Origin of the sequence: Rhizobium sp. BK251 (genome assembly GCF_004345245.1) — a bacterium.
Classification (GTDB): Bacteria; Pseudomonadota; Alphaproteobacteria; order Rhizobiales; family Rhizobiaceae; genus Rhizobium.
In genome coordinates this window covers 450601-464786 of sequence record NZ_SLUQ01000007.1, presented here as the reverse complement: position 1 = coordinate 464786, position 14186 = coordinate 450601, and the positions used below count along the sequence as shown (strand labels likewise).

Genomic DNA, 14186 nt, shown 5'->3' with positions numbered 1-14186 from the left:
CCATGAACCAGATCGCCCGCACCGACGACAACAAGCAGCTATCGCCGTCTCAGCAGTTCCGCGTGGAGCTCGACAAGATGGCCGACCAGTTCGCGGCCGCCCTACCGTCGCACATCAAGCCGGAGAAGTTCCAGCGCGTCGTCATGACCGCCGTCGTCTCCGATCCGGACATCCTCAAGGCAGATCGCAAGTCGCTCATGGAGTCGGCTATCCGAGCTGCACAGGACGGCCTTCTGCCGGACAAGCGCGAAGGTGCCTTCGTCGTCTTCAACACCAAGGTGAAGGACAACGGGAAGGACGTTTGGGTCAAGGCGGTGCAATGGATGCCCATGGTGGGCGGCATCATCAAGCGCGTCCATCAGTCCGGCGATATCAAGATGCTGACCGCTCGCGTCGTTTACGGCGGCGATCATTTCCGGACGTGGATCGACGACACCGGCGAGCACATCGAGTACGAGCCGGCCGAAGATCAGGATCAGAACGTCGTGCGTCGTGTCTTCGCGATGGCGACCACGACCGACGGCGCAGTCTATGTCGAGCCGCTTTCAGCAAAGGACGTCGAGAAGATCCGAAACGTCTCCAAGCAGAAGGATCGCGGTCCGTGGGCTGACTGGTGGGAAGAGATGGCCAAGAAGTCCGCTATCCGCCGACTGGCGAAGCGGCTGCCGCTGTCGGTCGATATCCATGACCTGCTGCAGCGCGACAACGGCATGTACGAGCTGACCCAGGATCAGGACGCGAGGCCAACCCTGGCTGATCGGTTGAAGGCAGCGAAGAATATCACTCCTGACGACAAGGTTGCCCCAGGGCGCGAAGAAGGCTTCGATGCCTCATTCGTCCATTCCGAGACAGCAAGCGCTCTGACGGGCGAAATACTGACCGACAACGAAACACCCGAATCCGACGCCCCTCCTCCTGCGTCGGAGACTGACGGAGATGTCCCCGCTTCTCCGTCAGATGAAGAGTCCACCGGCTCCCCTCTCTCCTCCCTCACGCCGGTGGACTCCAATCTTTCCGATGACGACCGAACAACCCTCGTCGCGTTCTGCAATCGCGTCATCGACCTGAAGCGCGTTCCGGATCTGGAAGCCCGCGAACTGGACTGGCGCGACATGCTGCCGGCCGAGGTATGGCCGAAGCTGGAGAGTCTGTCTCTGGCAGCGCGCGCGGTGATCAACGGCAAGCGGACACGCGCTGCGGCGATCTCGTTCATGGCTGAAGTGCTTGGTGTCGAGCAGAGCGAGATCGGAGGTGCGGCATGACCCACTATGCTACATGCCTCAACTGCGCTTTAGATAAGTCCGCTTGTGAGCGTCGATCAGCCCTTCAGAGGGCTTTGAAGGGCAACGCGGTTTATAGCGTGAAATTCAAATGCCCCGAGCGACAGGCGTTCTTTTACCCTGGACAGCGTGTCTCGTTCTCTTGGTCCATGTGGGAAACTGACGACTACGACAACTCCAGCGAGCTTCCCCTCGTCTTCCACGGAACTGTAATCAGGGAACGAGGATCTAAGTTCGTCGTCCAGGTAGACAGGGGCAAGGACGCCTCGAATGAGGGCATCGAAGCTTCCTATGTCTTCAAGAAGAATGACTCCCTTCTGATCAAGGTTCGCCCCGCCAACATGCAGGCCCTCGACGAGCCGGCCCGGGCGGTGTGTGCCACCTGCTACCATGTCGAAGGTCACGACGAGTACCGTTGTTACAAGCAAGCAGACTGGACTCCGAACGGGTGCATCCATCCGGAAGCGATCGGAGGTGCGCCGTGATCGCCTCCATCATCGCCTACTCCATGGCTATCGGATGCATGCTCGTCGGCGTTCCTTGCCTTCTCGTCGCAATCTTCAAGGCCAAGACCATGAGCCCGGGCCAGGTCGTAACCGGCCTCGGCATCTTCGTCGTCTTCGGCTCGATGGCTTGGGGCTTCGCTTATCTGGGAGGGCTGTCGTGATGGCCTTCCGCGTCGCTCACACGAAAATAGAGCCGGTTCCGCACAGGCGCCCGGGCAAGCGCAAGGACTACCTCGCATGGCTTCACACGCTTCCGTGCGTCGTCACAGGCCAGTCGGTCGTTGAAGCTGCTCACGTGTCATTCTCGGCGCCGTGGCACGGCCACTACGGCCGCGCAAAGGGCACCAAGGCCCCGGACCGGTTTGCACTCCCGCTGTGCAAATCAGAGCACGACCGCCAGCACTCCATGAACGAGCGAGCCTATTGGGACTCGGTCGGCATCAACCCGCACGAACTGGCGAACACGCTCTTTGGGATTTTCAGCGACTACGACGAGTACGAGGCGACCGAGCGCGCCAAGTCTCGCATCCTGTCCGGCTTGGCTGTGTCCGAGCGGCTACCTTCGAGGGATTTGGCATGAGCAAGATTGCATGCGAAGAAGTTGGCTGGTTGGCTGGTGAAAAGTGCGGGCGAAAAGGTTGCGCCGGCATCATCGAAGAGCATGCTTCCGACAGATGCTGCTCCTGCCACATAAACCCGCCATGCAGCTACTGCACTGACCCACGCGAATATTGCGAGGCGTGCGGCTGGGAAGCGGAGAAGGATCTTGTAGTTCAGGCCGAGGGCACGATCTACCTGAACCCATTCCCTTATGTGGAAAAGGTTCGTCGCGTCTTGGACCCGACCAAGATCGACTACCACATCAGTGCACACACCAACAGTTCTCAGAAGGTCGAAGGCGTCTATCCATCAGGAACGACGCGCGAGGAAGTCGTTGCGCGCGTCCAAGGCACATTCGGCGGTCGCTTTGAGAGCTTCGGTGGCGGCAAGTTCACCTACATCGCGTACACGGATTGAGGCGCGCCATGAACCACGAATCCCTCGACCGCATCCAGGCACTTCAGGCCGCACAGGCCCACCAGCGCAAGCTCACCGCCCCTCTCGCCTCCACACGCCCCACAGAGCAAGAGCGCGAGATACGCAGGATGCGGGCATGCGCGGACGCATTGGAGCCGTTCGCTGCGGAATACGAGCGCCGCGAAGCTGAGTACAAAGCCCTTCCCTTGGACTCCAAGCCGTTCTCAGGGCTGGATATCACCGTTGGAAACCTGAAGGCGGCTTATGACGCGTGCAGGCGGAGGGCGGGGGCATGAACCTTCCAGCACGTCAACGCACCGTCGCCGACCTCATCGAAGAGTACGACGAGAAGAGCGCCAACGTCGACAAAGCCATTAAGGCTTATGAATATGCATGTAGAGCCATAGAAATGGCAGGCACCATCATGGGAACCTACGTTAACCCGGTTCTGCGTGGGCGAGCTTATGTTTATGCCAATGAGATGCGCAAGAACTTACTGCAATCGGGATGGAAGGCCTTATATAGCCGCCTTAACATCGACCAGATCGCGAGCGCCAACGATAAGCGCCTTTTCGAACGCACGCTTGCCGACCCTCCGGATCTGACGTTCGATAATGCTAAGGCTACCTTTGGTCCCTATCTGGAGAACCCTCGTTCTCATATTCTCCGGGGCCTGGCCGAATGCTTCGCTTCCCTAGACCCGGCCTATAGGTCTCACAGCAAAGTCAAGATCGGCGTCAAGGGTCTGCCCAAGCGTGTGATAATCCAAGGCGTCGGCGCCTATGGCAATTCGTTTGGCAGCTATGGGCGCGACAAGCTGCGGGACATCATCAATGCTCTTGCTGCCTACCAAGGAAAGCCGCTGCTGTCGCATGACGACCTTTCGCTGATCCTGTCAGATGGCAATGCCCTTCTCGAAGATAGCGAGCAACCGGACCTAAGCCAGTCGAAATACGAGCGTGAGCGTGACCCTAAGACGGTGAAAGTGATAGGCCGCGATGTGTGGCTAAAGCGCTATGAAAATGGTAACGGGCATCTCTATTTCGGTCCGCAAGCATTGCTCGATATCAACCGGGCGCTTGCGGAGTTCTACGGCGACGTTCTGCCTGATGCCGAAGAGGAAGACGCCAAGCCCCAGGCAAGCACCGCGGTATCGAAAGATCTGCAGTTCTACTGGTCACCAAAGGACGTTATAGCGCGCGCTCTTGATGCTGCCGGCATTTATGCGCCGCGCGACTACAGCCGGTCGGATGCGCCAGCATATCGCGTCCTTGAGCCTTCCTGTGGTGACGGTCGCATTCTAGACGAGCTCCGCGCCCGTGGTTGCCGCCCGTTCGGAATCGAGGTTCATGCCGGTCGCGCCGCGGAAGCCAGAGCCAAGGGCCATTCGGTGTTGACCGGAAATTTCCTCGAACAGCCGGCACGACCCGAGTTTGATTTCGTGGTGATGAACCCGCCGTTCTATGGGCGCCACTACGTCAAGCATGTTCGCCACGCCCTGCAGTTCCTGAAGCCTGGCGGCTCGCTCGTGTCGATCCTGCCGGCAACCGCTCACTACGACCATCAAGAGCTTGATGGCCAGTGGACCGATTTGCCGGTCGGTAGCTTCTCGGAAGCAGGAACGAACGTGCCCACGGGCATTCTCAAGATACGGAGAGCAGCATGACCGAACACAATGAGAACTCCGCTTTTGTTCCTGTTCCGGAAAAAGGCACAGTTGTTCCGACTTCCGACCCTTCCGCCCGCATCCGTGAGCTTGAAGCCGCTCTCGCAAAGGCGCTCGATGCACTGCGAACTGAGATCAAGGGAAGCACCACAGCTTATAAAGCATACCTTGATGAGCAGGAACGCGCCAACCGCCTCGAAGCCAAACTCCGCGAGGCGCTGGCGGCAATGAACGGCGCGACGAAGGACGCTAAACGCGTGGACCTCAACAACAACGGCGCGCACACAGATTTGGTTATTCCGTACTGGATCGACCGACTCCGCACCGTCGCCCAATCAATCGAACAGGAGTTGGGACTGTGAAAGCCAAGGGAATAGTAGATCAGATTGAGAAGGCGATGGAAGGCGCTACGCCGGGACCGTGGTATCCAGGCCACCTTTGCGACGACGATCACGAGTGCAACTGCTCCTCGATCGCCCTCCTCTCCAAGCTGGAGGCCGGCCGATGAGCCAACATTGTAGAGCAAATCCGTGCTGCGGCGATGTTCCGTGCAGTGGTATCCCGTTGCCGCAACATACCTCCGGCCTCACATTCCACAACAAGACGCCAGAGACAGCACATCCAGACGATGAAGCTGTAGACCGGTTCGCTGCTGCCATGAAGGCGAAGCTTGCCAAGAAGCGGGCTGAAGGTCGCGGCGGGTGGGAAAACAAGGACGAATGCAGTGCAGAGTTCCTGTCTTTCCTGCTGCGTGAACACGTCGATAAAGGCGATCCCGTTGATGTTGGCAATCTCGCCATGATGCTCCAGCAGCGCGGGGAACGGATATCCCCGACCCCCACCGACACCGCCACGGCGGGGCGGTTGGAAGAGGCAATGCGCTATGCGGAGAACTTGGCCGTTGCCATACACGAAACGCACTACAGCGAAGTAACGCAATGGCGCCCTCTGTCTGGCGATCTCGTCGGGCTTCTAACACAAATCGACAACATGATCGCCGGACTCTACCCGCGCACCCTCACCCACCCACACCCCAGCAATGGTGATGAGGTGGAGCGGTTGCGGGAGGCGATACGGACAACACGGGCAATTGTCTGCGATGGGGCTCTGGTTGGCTTCAACCCCTTGGAGGGCGATTGGGCAGAGCGCCTCTACACCAACAACGGATCGCTGACCGCCGCCCTGAAAGGACCCTCCCATGAGCTACGCTGAACTGTGCCGCCGGCTGCGGGAACTCCTGACGATGTCCATGTTCCGCAACTCATCCGACCTATTCGAGGCGCTTAACCAGCAACGTGCCGAAGCGGCAGACGCAATCCAGGACCTTTCCGCTAAACTGGCTGAGGCCAATTCCGATCGTTGCTACCACGACGACGAGGACCCGGCGTGCAAGCTTGAATATGCGTTTACCAATCAGATCACCTCCCTCACCGCCAGAGCAGAGAAGGCGGAGGCTGCGCTGCGGGATGCTAAGCCGGAGATACAACAGTGGTGCGCTCATGAGAATGGGAGCCAGTGCACAAGTTGGTATCCTGAAGGGTACGGCGACCGCGCCGGGTGGGACGCACTGGCAAAGCGAAGCCCGGATAAGTATCAAATCGTCACGCGTCCTCTCTACGTTCTCCCCGCCCTCTCAGCTATCGGGGAGGCGTGAGATGGACGACCTGAGGAGCAATCTCGCCTACGTCATTCAAGGCATCATTGGCGATGAACTGTGGGTTGACGCCGATTTCGAGATTAATGGCGTCGGTCCAGCAAGTTTCAAGATCGCGGATTTTCTCATCTTAAACGACGGCGACAAGCGCATATCCGACGAACTGCTCACCGCCGCCGTTGACGACTACGACGGCGTTGTGAAATCCGTCCAATCCGCCATCGCCTACATCCGCGACCGCATAGCCACCGGACACTTCCGTTCCGACTACCAGATCGGTGAACTCAAGGCTTGCGAGGAGATTGAGAAGGCTATCAATGGGGGTGGGGAATGAGCCGCCGCCCGTCTATCGCCCGCTTCAAATGCGGACATCCAGGTTGCGAGGAATACGCAAGGTACGAGGCTGACAATCGCCAACACTATATCGATCTTGATAGGCGATACGGCAATGGCCAGTACAGGTGCGTGCGGCATTCGCAACCGGACTCCGTGCTCTCTCTAGACAATATCAAGATCGTGGACGAGATGACGGTCTTTGAACAACCTCACGGCTTGTATTGGGGCAAGGAAAGTGCGTCCAGCGGCTTTGCTCACGGCCCGGGTTTCAAGGCATTCGCAACCGATTTCCCCCCTGGGACCCGCCTCCGTGTGACTGCTGAGGTGATCCTTCCGGACGGCGAGAAGGCTATGGAGGGGCGGGAATGACAGCCACTGCATTTCCATTGGCATGGCCGGCCGGGTGGCCTCGCACGACACATCCGAAGTCATCGCGCTTCGACGTCTCTTTCGCCGCAGCACGTGATGGGCTGATCGAACAGATCAGATTACTCGGCGGACGATATGCCGTTCTTTCGACAGATATCGAGCTTCGACGTGATGGTCTGCCATATGCCAGCCAGAAGGAACCGGCTGATAAGGGCGTCGCTGTCTATTTCGAATGGAAGGGCAAGCAGCGCGTCTTCGCGTGCGACCGGTGGGACAAAATCAAGGATAATATCCGGGCTTTGGAGAAGACTATCGAGGCGATGCGTGGCATCGAGCGTTGGGGGGCATCCGACATGCTCGAGCGCGCCTTCTCCGCCTTCACCGCTCTGCCGTCCTACGATGGGGCGCACTGGTCGGATGTTCTGAACGTCCCGCGTGACGCCACCATTGACCAGATCAAGGCTGCATATCGCGACAAGGCCCGTACAACGCATTCGGATGCCGGCGGCAATGACACGGCCATGTCCCGGCTCAACGTCGCCAGGGATCAGGCGATGAAGGAAAGGGGCGGCAAATGACCAGAGCCGCATTCCGCCAAGCAGACATGGAACGGATCTTCCGCGCAGCCAAGAGTCAGGGCATGGCCGTGCAAATCGACATCCGTACGCTAGTTGTTACCGCTATCCCCGATATCCACAAGGCAGATCCGGTTGACGCGGGCGCCGGCCGGTCGCGCATCCTCCCTGTGGGCAATCTCGCCCCAGATGGAGAAGAGAACTTTGAGGACTGACCGACCCGGCTACCAATACCGTCCGAACAAGGACGGGACGGTCGCCCATTATTGGAACCCGCGCAGAGCGGTGAAGGGCTCATCACCGAGCCTTTCCACGATAAGGCTCCCCGACGGCAGCACCGACGAGGAGATCAAGGCAGAGTGCCAGCGCCTGACAGCGCAATTAAGGGATGAGCTTCGACAGTTGACGGCTCCCCGTACGTTCGACGGAACGATAAAGTCGCTCATAGACCTTTATCGACACGACACGACGAGTTCGCTCCACAGCGTCAAGCACTCCACCCGCATCCGTGACTACGAACCGAGCCTTCGGGTGCTTGAGAAGAGCGTCGGAAAGCGCCGGATAGATCACCTCGTCGCATCGGACTTCAAGCGCTGGTATGCAGACTGGCGCAAGAAAGGCCACAGAAGGGCGTCAGGCGCGATCAAGCTCCTGAGGGTGGTTATCAGCTACGGGGCTGGAGAACGTCTCCTTGGGTGTTCTACGGCGCGGGAAATCTTATCCTACATGCGCTTCGAGCAGCCAGCACCTCGCACGGTCGCGATGACCTACGACCAATGCCTGGCAATCGTGAGGAAGAGCGCCGAGCTGAAATGCCCTTCGATCGGCTTTGTGGAGGCCGTGAAGTTCGAAACCGCGTTGCGGCGGATAGACGTGATTGGGGAGTGGGCGCCAGTGCCGGAAGGTGGGGAGTTCCGCTGGACGGGGCTTATGTCGCCTCGGGATGTATCGAAAGATATGATTCTCTCGATCAAGACGAGCAAGACCGGCGCAAAGGTGGCGCGCGATCTGGGCAGCATGCCGCTCGTCGTGGAGGCGATGAAGGCCTACAAAATCCCGGATATCGGTCCTGTCGTCATCGACGAAGACCACGGGAAACCATACTGGGAGAACCGATACACGGAGAAATTCCGCAAGGTGCGGGATGCGGCCGGGGTTCCATCAAACGTCTGGTCGATGGATTCGCGGGCCGGTGCGGTATCGGAAACGGTGGAGGCGACAGGCTCTCTTGAGGCTGCCCGTGATCTGGCAACCCACACCACGACGAAAACGACGCGTCGCTATAGCCGTGGAGACGGACTCGAGTCGAGCCGGAAGATTGCCGAGGCGAGAGCCGGCAACCGGAAGAAGGCTGACTGACACGCCATGACACGAGTGACACGGGGCATAGCTAAGTGGTTGAAAGTCTTGGAGCGGGTAGCGGGAATCGAACCCGCGTATTCAGCTTGGAAGGCTGCTGCTCTACCATTGAGCTATACCCGCGGGTGGTCAGATCCATGAGACGGAATGGTGGAGGGAGTTGGATTTGAACCAACGTAGGCTGAGCCAACGGATTTACAGTCCGTCCCCTTTAACCACTCGGGCATCCCTCCAGATTCCATCTGGATCTTGCGACCAAGCTCGTCAGACAGGAAGCGTTGCCGCCCCCGATCTGCGCCGCGTATATGACCGGAGCATTTCCGCATGTCAACACGAAGACAATGGAAAAAGAACGAAAAATTTCATCGCCGTCGAAACAGCCGGGCATGAAAGAAACCCTATGCGCGATCAAGTGCCGCCGCTATAAAGCCGCATGAGCAAAGACAACAAATCCGGCGGCAAGTCCGCAACAGGCAAATCCCCTCAGGACACGCATTACGCTACGCTGAGGCGCGCGCACCGCGACGCCAAGCGCGAGCGCGGCGAAATTCCCACGCCCGCCCCGCAGAAGCGCAGGCACGGCGGCGCCGGCGACTGGAAGCCCCCGTCCCTTGCGCCCGACCAGGTCTTTCTTTATGGCCTGCATACGGTGCGCGCCGCGCTCGACAATGCCGAGCGGCAGAACGTGAAGCTATCGGTCACGCAGAATGCGCTTGCGCGCCTGGAGGTCGATCCGGCCACGCTCGGAATTCCCGTGGAAATCGTCTCGCCGCAGGAGATCGACAAGGTACTCGGCCCGGAGGCGATCCATCAGGGCGTGATGCTGGAGACGCGGCCGCTGCCGGTCCGGCGCCTCGAAGCGCTGAAGGACAGCCCTCTCCTCCTCGTCCTCGACCAGGTAACCGATCCGCACAATGTCGGCGCCGTCATGCGCTCGGCTGTCGCCTTCGACGCCGGCGCGGTGATCACCACTATGCGGCACAGCCCGACCGAATCGGGCGTCCTCGCGAAATCCGCCTCGGGCGCGCTGGAACTCATTCCTTATATACAGATCACCAATCTTTCCGACGCGCTCGGCGAACTGCATCGGCTCGGCTTCTTCACGATCGGCCTCGATTCGGAAGGGCCGGAGCCGATCGAAGGCACTTTTTCGGGCGAAAGGATCGCCCTCGTGCTGGGCTCCGAGGGCAAGGGTCTGCGCCAGAAGACCCGCGAGACGGTTAACGCACTTGCCCGCCTCGACATGCCGGGACAGATCAAGTCCCTCAACGTGTCGAACGCGGCGGCGATCGCCATGTATGCGGCAAGGCTTCATCTGAAGCGCTGATGACGCGTGGATACGGGCCGGGCCGCCATTTTCTCGCCGGCCCGGTTTTGCGCCCTATCTCGATATATTCCACAGCCGCCCTGAACCGTCGGACGACGGGCAGGAGTCCGATTTCGGGAAATTCGAGAAAATTGCAACTTTTCGGTTTACGCTATCTTCGACCTTTTGCGGCATGTTCGGGCAACCAACCGCCACAGACGGGGACTACCGTGAAACGCGTGCCTGTAAAATCGAGAATCATTACCGCAATCGAATATGACCGCGTGCAGGAGAAGCTGGATATCCACTTCCGCAACGGCGAAACCCGCCATCTGCTCAACGTTCCGCACACGATCGTCAAGAAGCTTGTCGCGGCGGATTCTCCCGGGAATTTCTACCTCTCCAGCGTACGCGGCCTCTATCCCCGCGCCTGATCATCGCTGGGCGGTCATCGCAAGCCGTGCGGAGACCGTGCATTCGACGAGGTGAGGCCCGCCGAGAGGCGCATTCATCCCCTCACCCTCATTGCAGTGCCCCAGCAACAAGATCGGTGATCGCCGCGCCGGGCTCTTCCTCCTGCCGTTCGTCCGTCACCTTGTGCAGCAGCGATCCGGCGGCTGCGGTCGGGCACTCGCTGCCCACCTTCTTCCAGGATGTAACGTTCAGGACCATTTCGCAGCGAGCCAGATAGCGCTTGCCATCGACGTCCAGGCAAGTCACCTGGCCGACGTGGAATTCGCCGCCGTCCCGATTGGTGCAGGTGCAATCAGGATCCGCGGCGACAGGAAAGGCGGCTGCCGCGCACGCAATTGCGAGTGCGAGCCTCACCTTCCCCCTGCTGCACAGATGTCCGTCGTCCATGAGCGAAAGTGTAGGCGTAATTTAGAGATTGTAAATATTTCAGAGCACCGTCCACCTTCGCTCACGGGACAAGCAGAAGCTTGGAAGTCCGTTGGCGGGAAACTCGCGCGCATCAAAGAGCACGGACCGGTCCGCGGCTGTCTTCTATTAGCGAGATCGTTCGATGAAGCTCCACCGCATCGTCGAAAGTCGGGCCCAGATGGCTGCCTGATCGCATATCGGCAGCGAGCCTCTGATAGCTGAGCGCCATGCTCTGCGTAAGGCCGGGCTCGAAACCGTTCTCGTAGGTCTTCGGCACCTCAAGATCATGCAGCGTCTCGCCTTGCCGCGCGCCCTGGAGGCGGAATCCGCCGGCGCCGGTATAGCCGACCGGGGTCGTCAGCAGAAGGTCGCCGCTGCTGCCGTTTATCTCCCAATGGAAATTGGTAGCGCGCGACAGTCCACCACGAAAATGGGCGTTTATGAACGCACCGTTCTGCAGCGTGCCGGAGACAGCGACCTGGTCAGGGGTCCCCATCAGCACATCCTGCCCTGTCTCGACGATCCGCGTCGTCTTGCGGCTGCTGGCGAAGTTGGCGGCCACCGTCGCCAGGCGGGTGTCGAGGCCGTGGAGGACGGCATCCAGGGAATGAGCAAAGGGAATCTGGAGCATGCCGGCGCCATTGCGCGGATCCAGGGTGTAGAGGAAACTTTCGGGCATCTCTCCGCCCCAGGAGATTCCTGAGCCGACCAGCGTCGTCGAAAGCACATCCCCGACATAGCCGTCCTTGATGAGATCGCGAATGTAATTGATCACCGGAGTGGCCCGCGTCTGAAGGCCTATCGCCGCGTGCACCCCCTTTGCGTGCGCCAGCCTGGCCATCGCGATCGCCTGATCGAGATTGATGGCAAGCGGCCATTCGCAGTAGACCGACTTGCCGGCCCCTAGCGCCTCCTCGACCAGTTCCCGGTGGCGCATGACCTTGACCGAGATGACGACGAGATCGACCTGCGGATCCCGGACCAACTCCTGCGTGGTTCCATAGGCGTTCGGGACGCTGAATTTCGCTGCCGCAGCCCTGGCGACCGCCGGATCGTAGTGGCTGACAGCGGTGATTTCGAAATCCGGCACGAGCTTCAATGCGGGGATATGCGCGATGGTGGCCCATCCCTTTTCGGGGTGGACGCCTACAATGCCAACTCTGATCTTGCTGCTGTTCATGCGGTCTGCTCCTTGGGCTGAAATTCAAGGAGCGTGCGCCGCAACTCCATCGGTTCATTCACCCGGTCGTCTTTGTCGGCAAAGCGGACTGACTGTTGCATCGCATCTCCTTTCACCCCCTATCTAGTGCGGAGATCGGAGACACTTCAGTTCATTTCGTCTATGATAATTACCCGATCGTCCAATTCTGGGGGCTGATGTGGACCCGATTACAGAAATCCTGGCGGCCATGCGCGTCGAGAAGGCAACCTTCTATCGGGTCGAGGCGACCGCGCCCTGGGGCTTTGCCTCGGCGGGCGAGCCGGTGGTGAAGTTCGTCTACGTGATGAGGGGCGCCGCCGTCCTCACCACCGCCAGCCAACCAGCACCGGTGCCCCTGAGAGCCGGCGACGTCTTCATCATGTTCGATGCCGAACCCTATTCGATCTTCGACGACCTGAGGTCGGCGGCGATAGACTGCATGGTGGTCGAGAAAATGCGGGTCGGTAGCCGCATCGACGTTGGCGGCGGCGGCGCCCTCACCACCTGCATCAGCGGCTTTTTCCAGGTCAATGCAGAGCCGGTAAGGCCCCTTCTGGAGGCGCTTCCGAAATTCCTGCATCTCAAGTCTGAGCAAGCGAGGACGCTGGCCTTTCAATCGGTACTCGAATTGCTCGCGGCCGAGACAGAGGATGCCATGATCGGTTCGGACGCCGTGATCGGCCGCCTCTTCGAATTGCTCTTCGTCCACGCGATCCGCGCCCATGCCAGCCAGACGCCAACCGCGACCAGGAGCTGGCTCGCCGCCATATCCGATCGCCATCTCGGCCCGGTCATCTGCTCCATGCATGCGAGCCTCGATGAGGGCTGGACGGTCGAGTCGCTTGCCAGGCTGGCAGGAATGTCGCGCTCGGCCTTCGCCGCGAGGTTCAAGAACGTAGTCGGCGAGGCGCCGCTCGAGTACCTGACGCGCTGGCGCATCCACAAGGCAATTCAGATGCTTCAAAGCGGCCAACATTCGCTTTCAGCAATTTCGGCCAATATCGGCTACGAGTCCGAGGCATCCTTCAACCGCGTTTTCAAGCGGGCCGTCGGAATGACGCCCGGCGCCTTCCGGCGAAGCATCACCACACAGTGACATCAGAATTAGGCAGTGTAGCAGCGTCCCTCGTCGGCTCTGGAGGGGTGGCGCCCAAGCGCCCTGGGGCGCGACCATGCAGGGCGGTTCCTCCTGGCTAGTCGCGGTCGATCTGCCGACCGTTTCGAAGGATGTCCCGCCATATTCGCGGTCCGCCAGGATAGTGAAGATCAGTCTCCATAGTAAAAGACGGGCTCGCGCGTCAATTCGCCGTTGCCGAGATGGCCGTATACGTCCTTCCCCAGGATCCAATAGGTAATCCGCTGCGTCGTGAGGCAGAATGCATAGTCGCCGGAAACCCAGTGCTCGGCCGAACCGCCGTAGAGCGGATAAAGGTATTCGCCACGCTGGTACAAGACTGCTTTCTGTGACTTGAAATCATAAAGATAGCGCTCGCCCGGCATGGCTGCTCCCGAATCTATTCTTGCAACCTTTCCACAGGCATATGAGCGCGTCCACAAATGCTAAATTAGTCTTCGCCGCAGCTGCACGCAAAACGGGCAGTCGGCAGAACGCCTCCGGGTCCCTGCGACAACGTTCGACCGGAGATTTACGGTTGCGTACTTACCAATCCTCGGAGAGCGGCTATCTTGCTCCGCGGATGGCTCTGGGCCAATCGGGAGGAACCGGGATGAACGAAGGACCGGTCGGCTGGATAACGGCCATCGTTGTCGGCGGCATCGCCGGATGGCTTGCGAACAAGTTCATGCACGCCCATGCGCAGCTGCTCACGGACGTGATCGCAGGCGTCGTCGGCGCCGCTCTCCTGAATGCCTTGGCGGAATGGATGGGCTTCGATTGCGGCGGCTGGATCGAGTTCTTCGTTCTCGGCTTCTGCGGGACGTGCATCCTTCTCCTCCCCGTGCGGCTCATAAGGGTGCGAACGCGACCGCAACGCCCGCCGGAAGACTGGTAGCCAACAGGGCCGGCGGCAGATCC

22 protein-coding genes and 2 tRNA genes are annotated in these 14186 nt (G+C 59.9%); 19 read left to right on the top strand and 5 right to left on the bottom strand.

The genetic code is table 11. The features are described from left to right. The first annotated feature begins 2 nt into the window (after nt 1-2). The 15 genes from EV286_RS20345 to EV286_RS20275 all read left to right on the top strand — a co-directional run bounded on the left by EV286_RS20345 (nt 3) and on the right by EV286_RS20275 (nt 8762). Entirely contained in the window at nt 3-1262 is a 1260-nt protein-coding gene (locus tag EV286_RS20345; protein WP_132958969.1) for a recombinase RecT, read from the top strand. Beyond that, a complete protein-coding gene (locus EV286_RS20340; protein WP_132958968.1) occupies nt 1259-1765 on the top strand; it encodes a hypothetical protein in 507 nt (168 codons plus the stop codon). Before EV286_RS20345 ends, EV286_RS20340 begins: the two co-directional genes overlap by 4 nt. After that, on the top strand, nt 1762-1947 hold the full coding sequence (locus tag EV286_RS20335) for a hypothetical protein (RefSeq protein ID WP_132958967.1): 186 nt from the start codon (nt 1762-1764) through the stop codon (nt 1945-1947). Before EV286_RS20340 ends, EV286_RS20335 begins: the two co-directional genes overlap by 4 nt. Beyond that, a complete protein-coding gene (locus EV286_RS20330) occupies nt 1947-2366 on the top strand; it encodes a DUF968 domain-containing protein (RefSeq protein WP_132959052.1) in 420 nt (139 codons plus the stop codon). Before EV286_RS20335 ends, EV286_RS20330 begins: the two co-directional genes overlap by 1 nt. Continuing rightward, nucleotides 2363-2803, top strand: coding sequence for a hypothetical protein (locus EV286_RS20325; RefSeq protein ID WP_132958966.1), 441 nt, complete (start codon nt 2363-2365; stop codon nt 2801-2803). The genes EV286_RS20330 and EV286_RS20325 overlap by 4 nt, the downstream gene beginning before the upstream one ends. 8 nt (nt 2804-2811) lie before the next feature. Next, complete coding sequence (locus tag EV286_RS20320) at nt 2812-3099, top strand: hypothetical protein (protein WP_132958965.1); 288 nt, start codon at nt 2812-2814, stop codon at nt 3097-3099. Next, on the top strand, nt 3096-4469 hold the full coding sequence (locus EV286_RS20315; RefSeq protein WP_132958964.1) for a class I SAM-dependent methyltransferase: 1374 nt from the start codon (nt 3096-3098) through the stop codon (nt 4467-4469). Before EV286_RS20320 ends, EV286_RS20315 begins: the two co-directional genes overlap by 4 nt. Beyond that, the gene (locus EV286_RS20310) at nt 4466-4831 is read left to right on the top strand and encodes a hypothetical protein (protein WP_132958963.1); all 366 of its coding nucleotides are present in this window, start codon (nt 4466-4468) and stop codon (nt 4829-4831) included. Before EV286_RS20315 ends, EV286_RS20310 begins: the two co-directional genes overlap by 4 nt. A gap of 142 nt (nt 4832-4973) precedes the next feature. Continuing rightward, nucleotides 4974-5681 carry a hypothetical protein gene (locus tag EV286_RS20305; protein ID WP_132958962.1) on the top strand — a complete coding sequence of 236 codons (708 nt, stop codon included), beginning with the start codon at nt 4974-4976 and terminating at the stop codon, nt 5679-5681. Continuing rightward, entirely contained in the window at nt 5668-6123 is a 456-nt protein-coding gene (locus tag EV286_RS20300; protein WP_132958961.1) for a hypothetical protein, read from the top strand. The genes EV286_RS20305 and EV286_RS20300 overlap by 14 nt, the downstream gene beginning before the upstream one ends. Nucleotide 6124: 1 nt before the next feature. Then, nucleotides 6125-6457, top strand: coding sequence for a hypothetical protein (locus tag EV286_RS20295; RefSeq protein WP_132958960.1), 333 nt, complete (start codon nt 6125-6127; stop codon nt 6455-6457). Continuing rightward, nucleotides 6454-6828, top strand: coding sequence for a hypothetical protein (locus EV286_RS20290; protein WP_132958959.1), 375 nt, complete (start codon nt 6454-6456; stop codon nt 6826-6828). Before EV286_RS20295 ends, EV286_RS20290 begins: the two co-directional genes overlap by 4 nt. Next, nucleotides 6825-7406 (top strand): J domain-containing protein, encoded by a 582-nt coding sequence (locus EV286_RS20285; protein WP_132958958.1) that lies wholly within the window; start codon nt 6825-6827, stop codon nt 7404-7406. Before EV286_RS20290 ends, EV286_RS20285 begins: the two co-directional genes overlap by 4 nt. Next, entirely contained in the window at nt 7403-7618 is a 216-nt protein-coding gene (locus tag EV286_RS20280; protein WP_132958957.1) for a hypothetical protein, read from the top strand. Before EV286_RS20285 ends, EV286_RS20280 begins: the two co-directional genes overlap by 4 nt. Then, a complete protein-coding gene (locus tag EV286_RS20275) occupies nt 7593-8762 on the top strand; it encodes a hypothetical protein (protein ID WP_132958956.1) in 1170 nt (389 codons plus the stop codon). The genes EV286_RS20280 and EV286_RS20275 overlap by 26 nt, the downstream gene beginning before the upstream one ends. A gap of 49 nt (nt 8763-8811) precedes the next feature. Here EV286_RS20275 and EV286_RS20270 read toward each other — a convergent pair. Together EV286_RS20270 and EV286_RS20265 are read right to left on the bottom strand one after the other, a co-directional pair. After that, nucleotides 8812-8885 (bottom strand) — tRNA-Gly (locus EV286_RS20270). A 25-nt stretch (nt 8886-8910) separates the two neighbouring features. Further along, nucleotides 8911-8995, bottom strand: a tRNA-Tyr gene (locus EV286_RS20265). Between the two features lie 200 nt (nt 8996-9195). Here EV286_RS20265 and rlmB point away from each other — a divergent pair. Next, the gene (gene rlmB / locus EV286_RS20260; RefSeq protein WP_132958955.1) at nt 9196-10089 is read left to right on the top strand and encodes a 23S rRNA (guanosine(2251)-2'-O)-methyltransferase RlmB; all 894 of its coding nucleotides are present in this window, start codon (nt 9196-9198) and stop codon (nt 10087-10089) included. Between the two features lie 209 nt (nt 10090-10298). Next, on the top strand, nt 10299-10502 hold the full coding sequence (locus EV286_RS32045; RefSeq protein ID WP_165932895.1) for a KTSC domain-containing protein: 204 nt from the start codon (nt 10299-10301) through the stop codon (nt 10500-10502). An 88-nt stretch (nt 10503-10590) separates the two neighbouring features. On the opposite strand, the gene EV286_RS20250 is transcribed toward EV286_RS32045, so the two are convergent. After that, nucleotides 10591-10896 carry a hypothetical protein gene (locus EV286_RS20250; protein ID WP_132958953.1) on the bottom strand — a complete coding sequence of 102 codons (306 nt, stop codon included), beginning with the start codon at nt 10894-10896 and terminating at the stop codon, nt 10591-10593. A gap of 145 nt (nt 10897-11041) precedes the next feature. Continuing rightward, nucleotides 11042-12130 carry a Gfo/Idh/MocA family oxidoreductase gene (locus EV286_RS20245; protein WP_132958952.1) on the bottom strand — a complete coding sequence of 363 codons (1089 nt, stop codon included), beginning with the start codon at nt 12128-12130 and terminating at the stop codon, nt 11042-11044. A gap of 199 nt (nt 12131-12329) precedes the next feature. Here EV286_RS20245 and EV286_RS20240 point away from each other — a divergent pair, with 199 nt between their 5' ends. Continuing rightward, nucleotides 12330-13247: an AraC family transcriptional regulator gene (locus EV286_RS20240; protein WP_132958951.1), complete on the top strand. Its 918-nt coding sequence runs from the start codon at nt 12330-12332 to the stop codon at nt 13245-13247. A gap of 170 nt (nt 13248-13417) precedes the next feature. On the opposite strand, the gene EV286_RS20235 is transcribed toward EV286_RS20240, so the two are convergent. After that, nucleotides 13418-13603, bottom strand: coding sequence for a hypothetical protein (locus tag EV286_RS20235; RefSeq protein ID WP_245500772.1), 186 nt, complete (start codon nt 13601-13603; stop codon nt 13418-13420). Between the two features lie 275 nt (nt 13604-13878). Here EV286_RS20235 and EV286_RS20230 point away from each other — a divergent pair, with 275 nt between their 5' ends. Next, on the top strand, nt 13879-14163 hold the full coding sequence (locus EV286_RS20230; protein WP_132958949.1) for a GlsB/YeaQ/YmgE family stress response membrane protein: 285 nt from the start codon (nt 13879-13881) through the stop codon (nt 14161-14163). Nucleotides 14164-14186 lie beyond the last annotated feature (23 nt).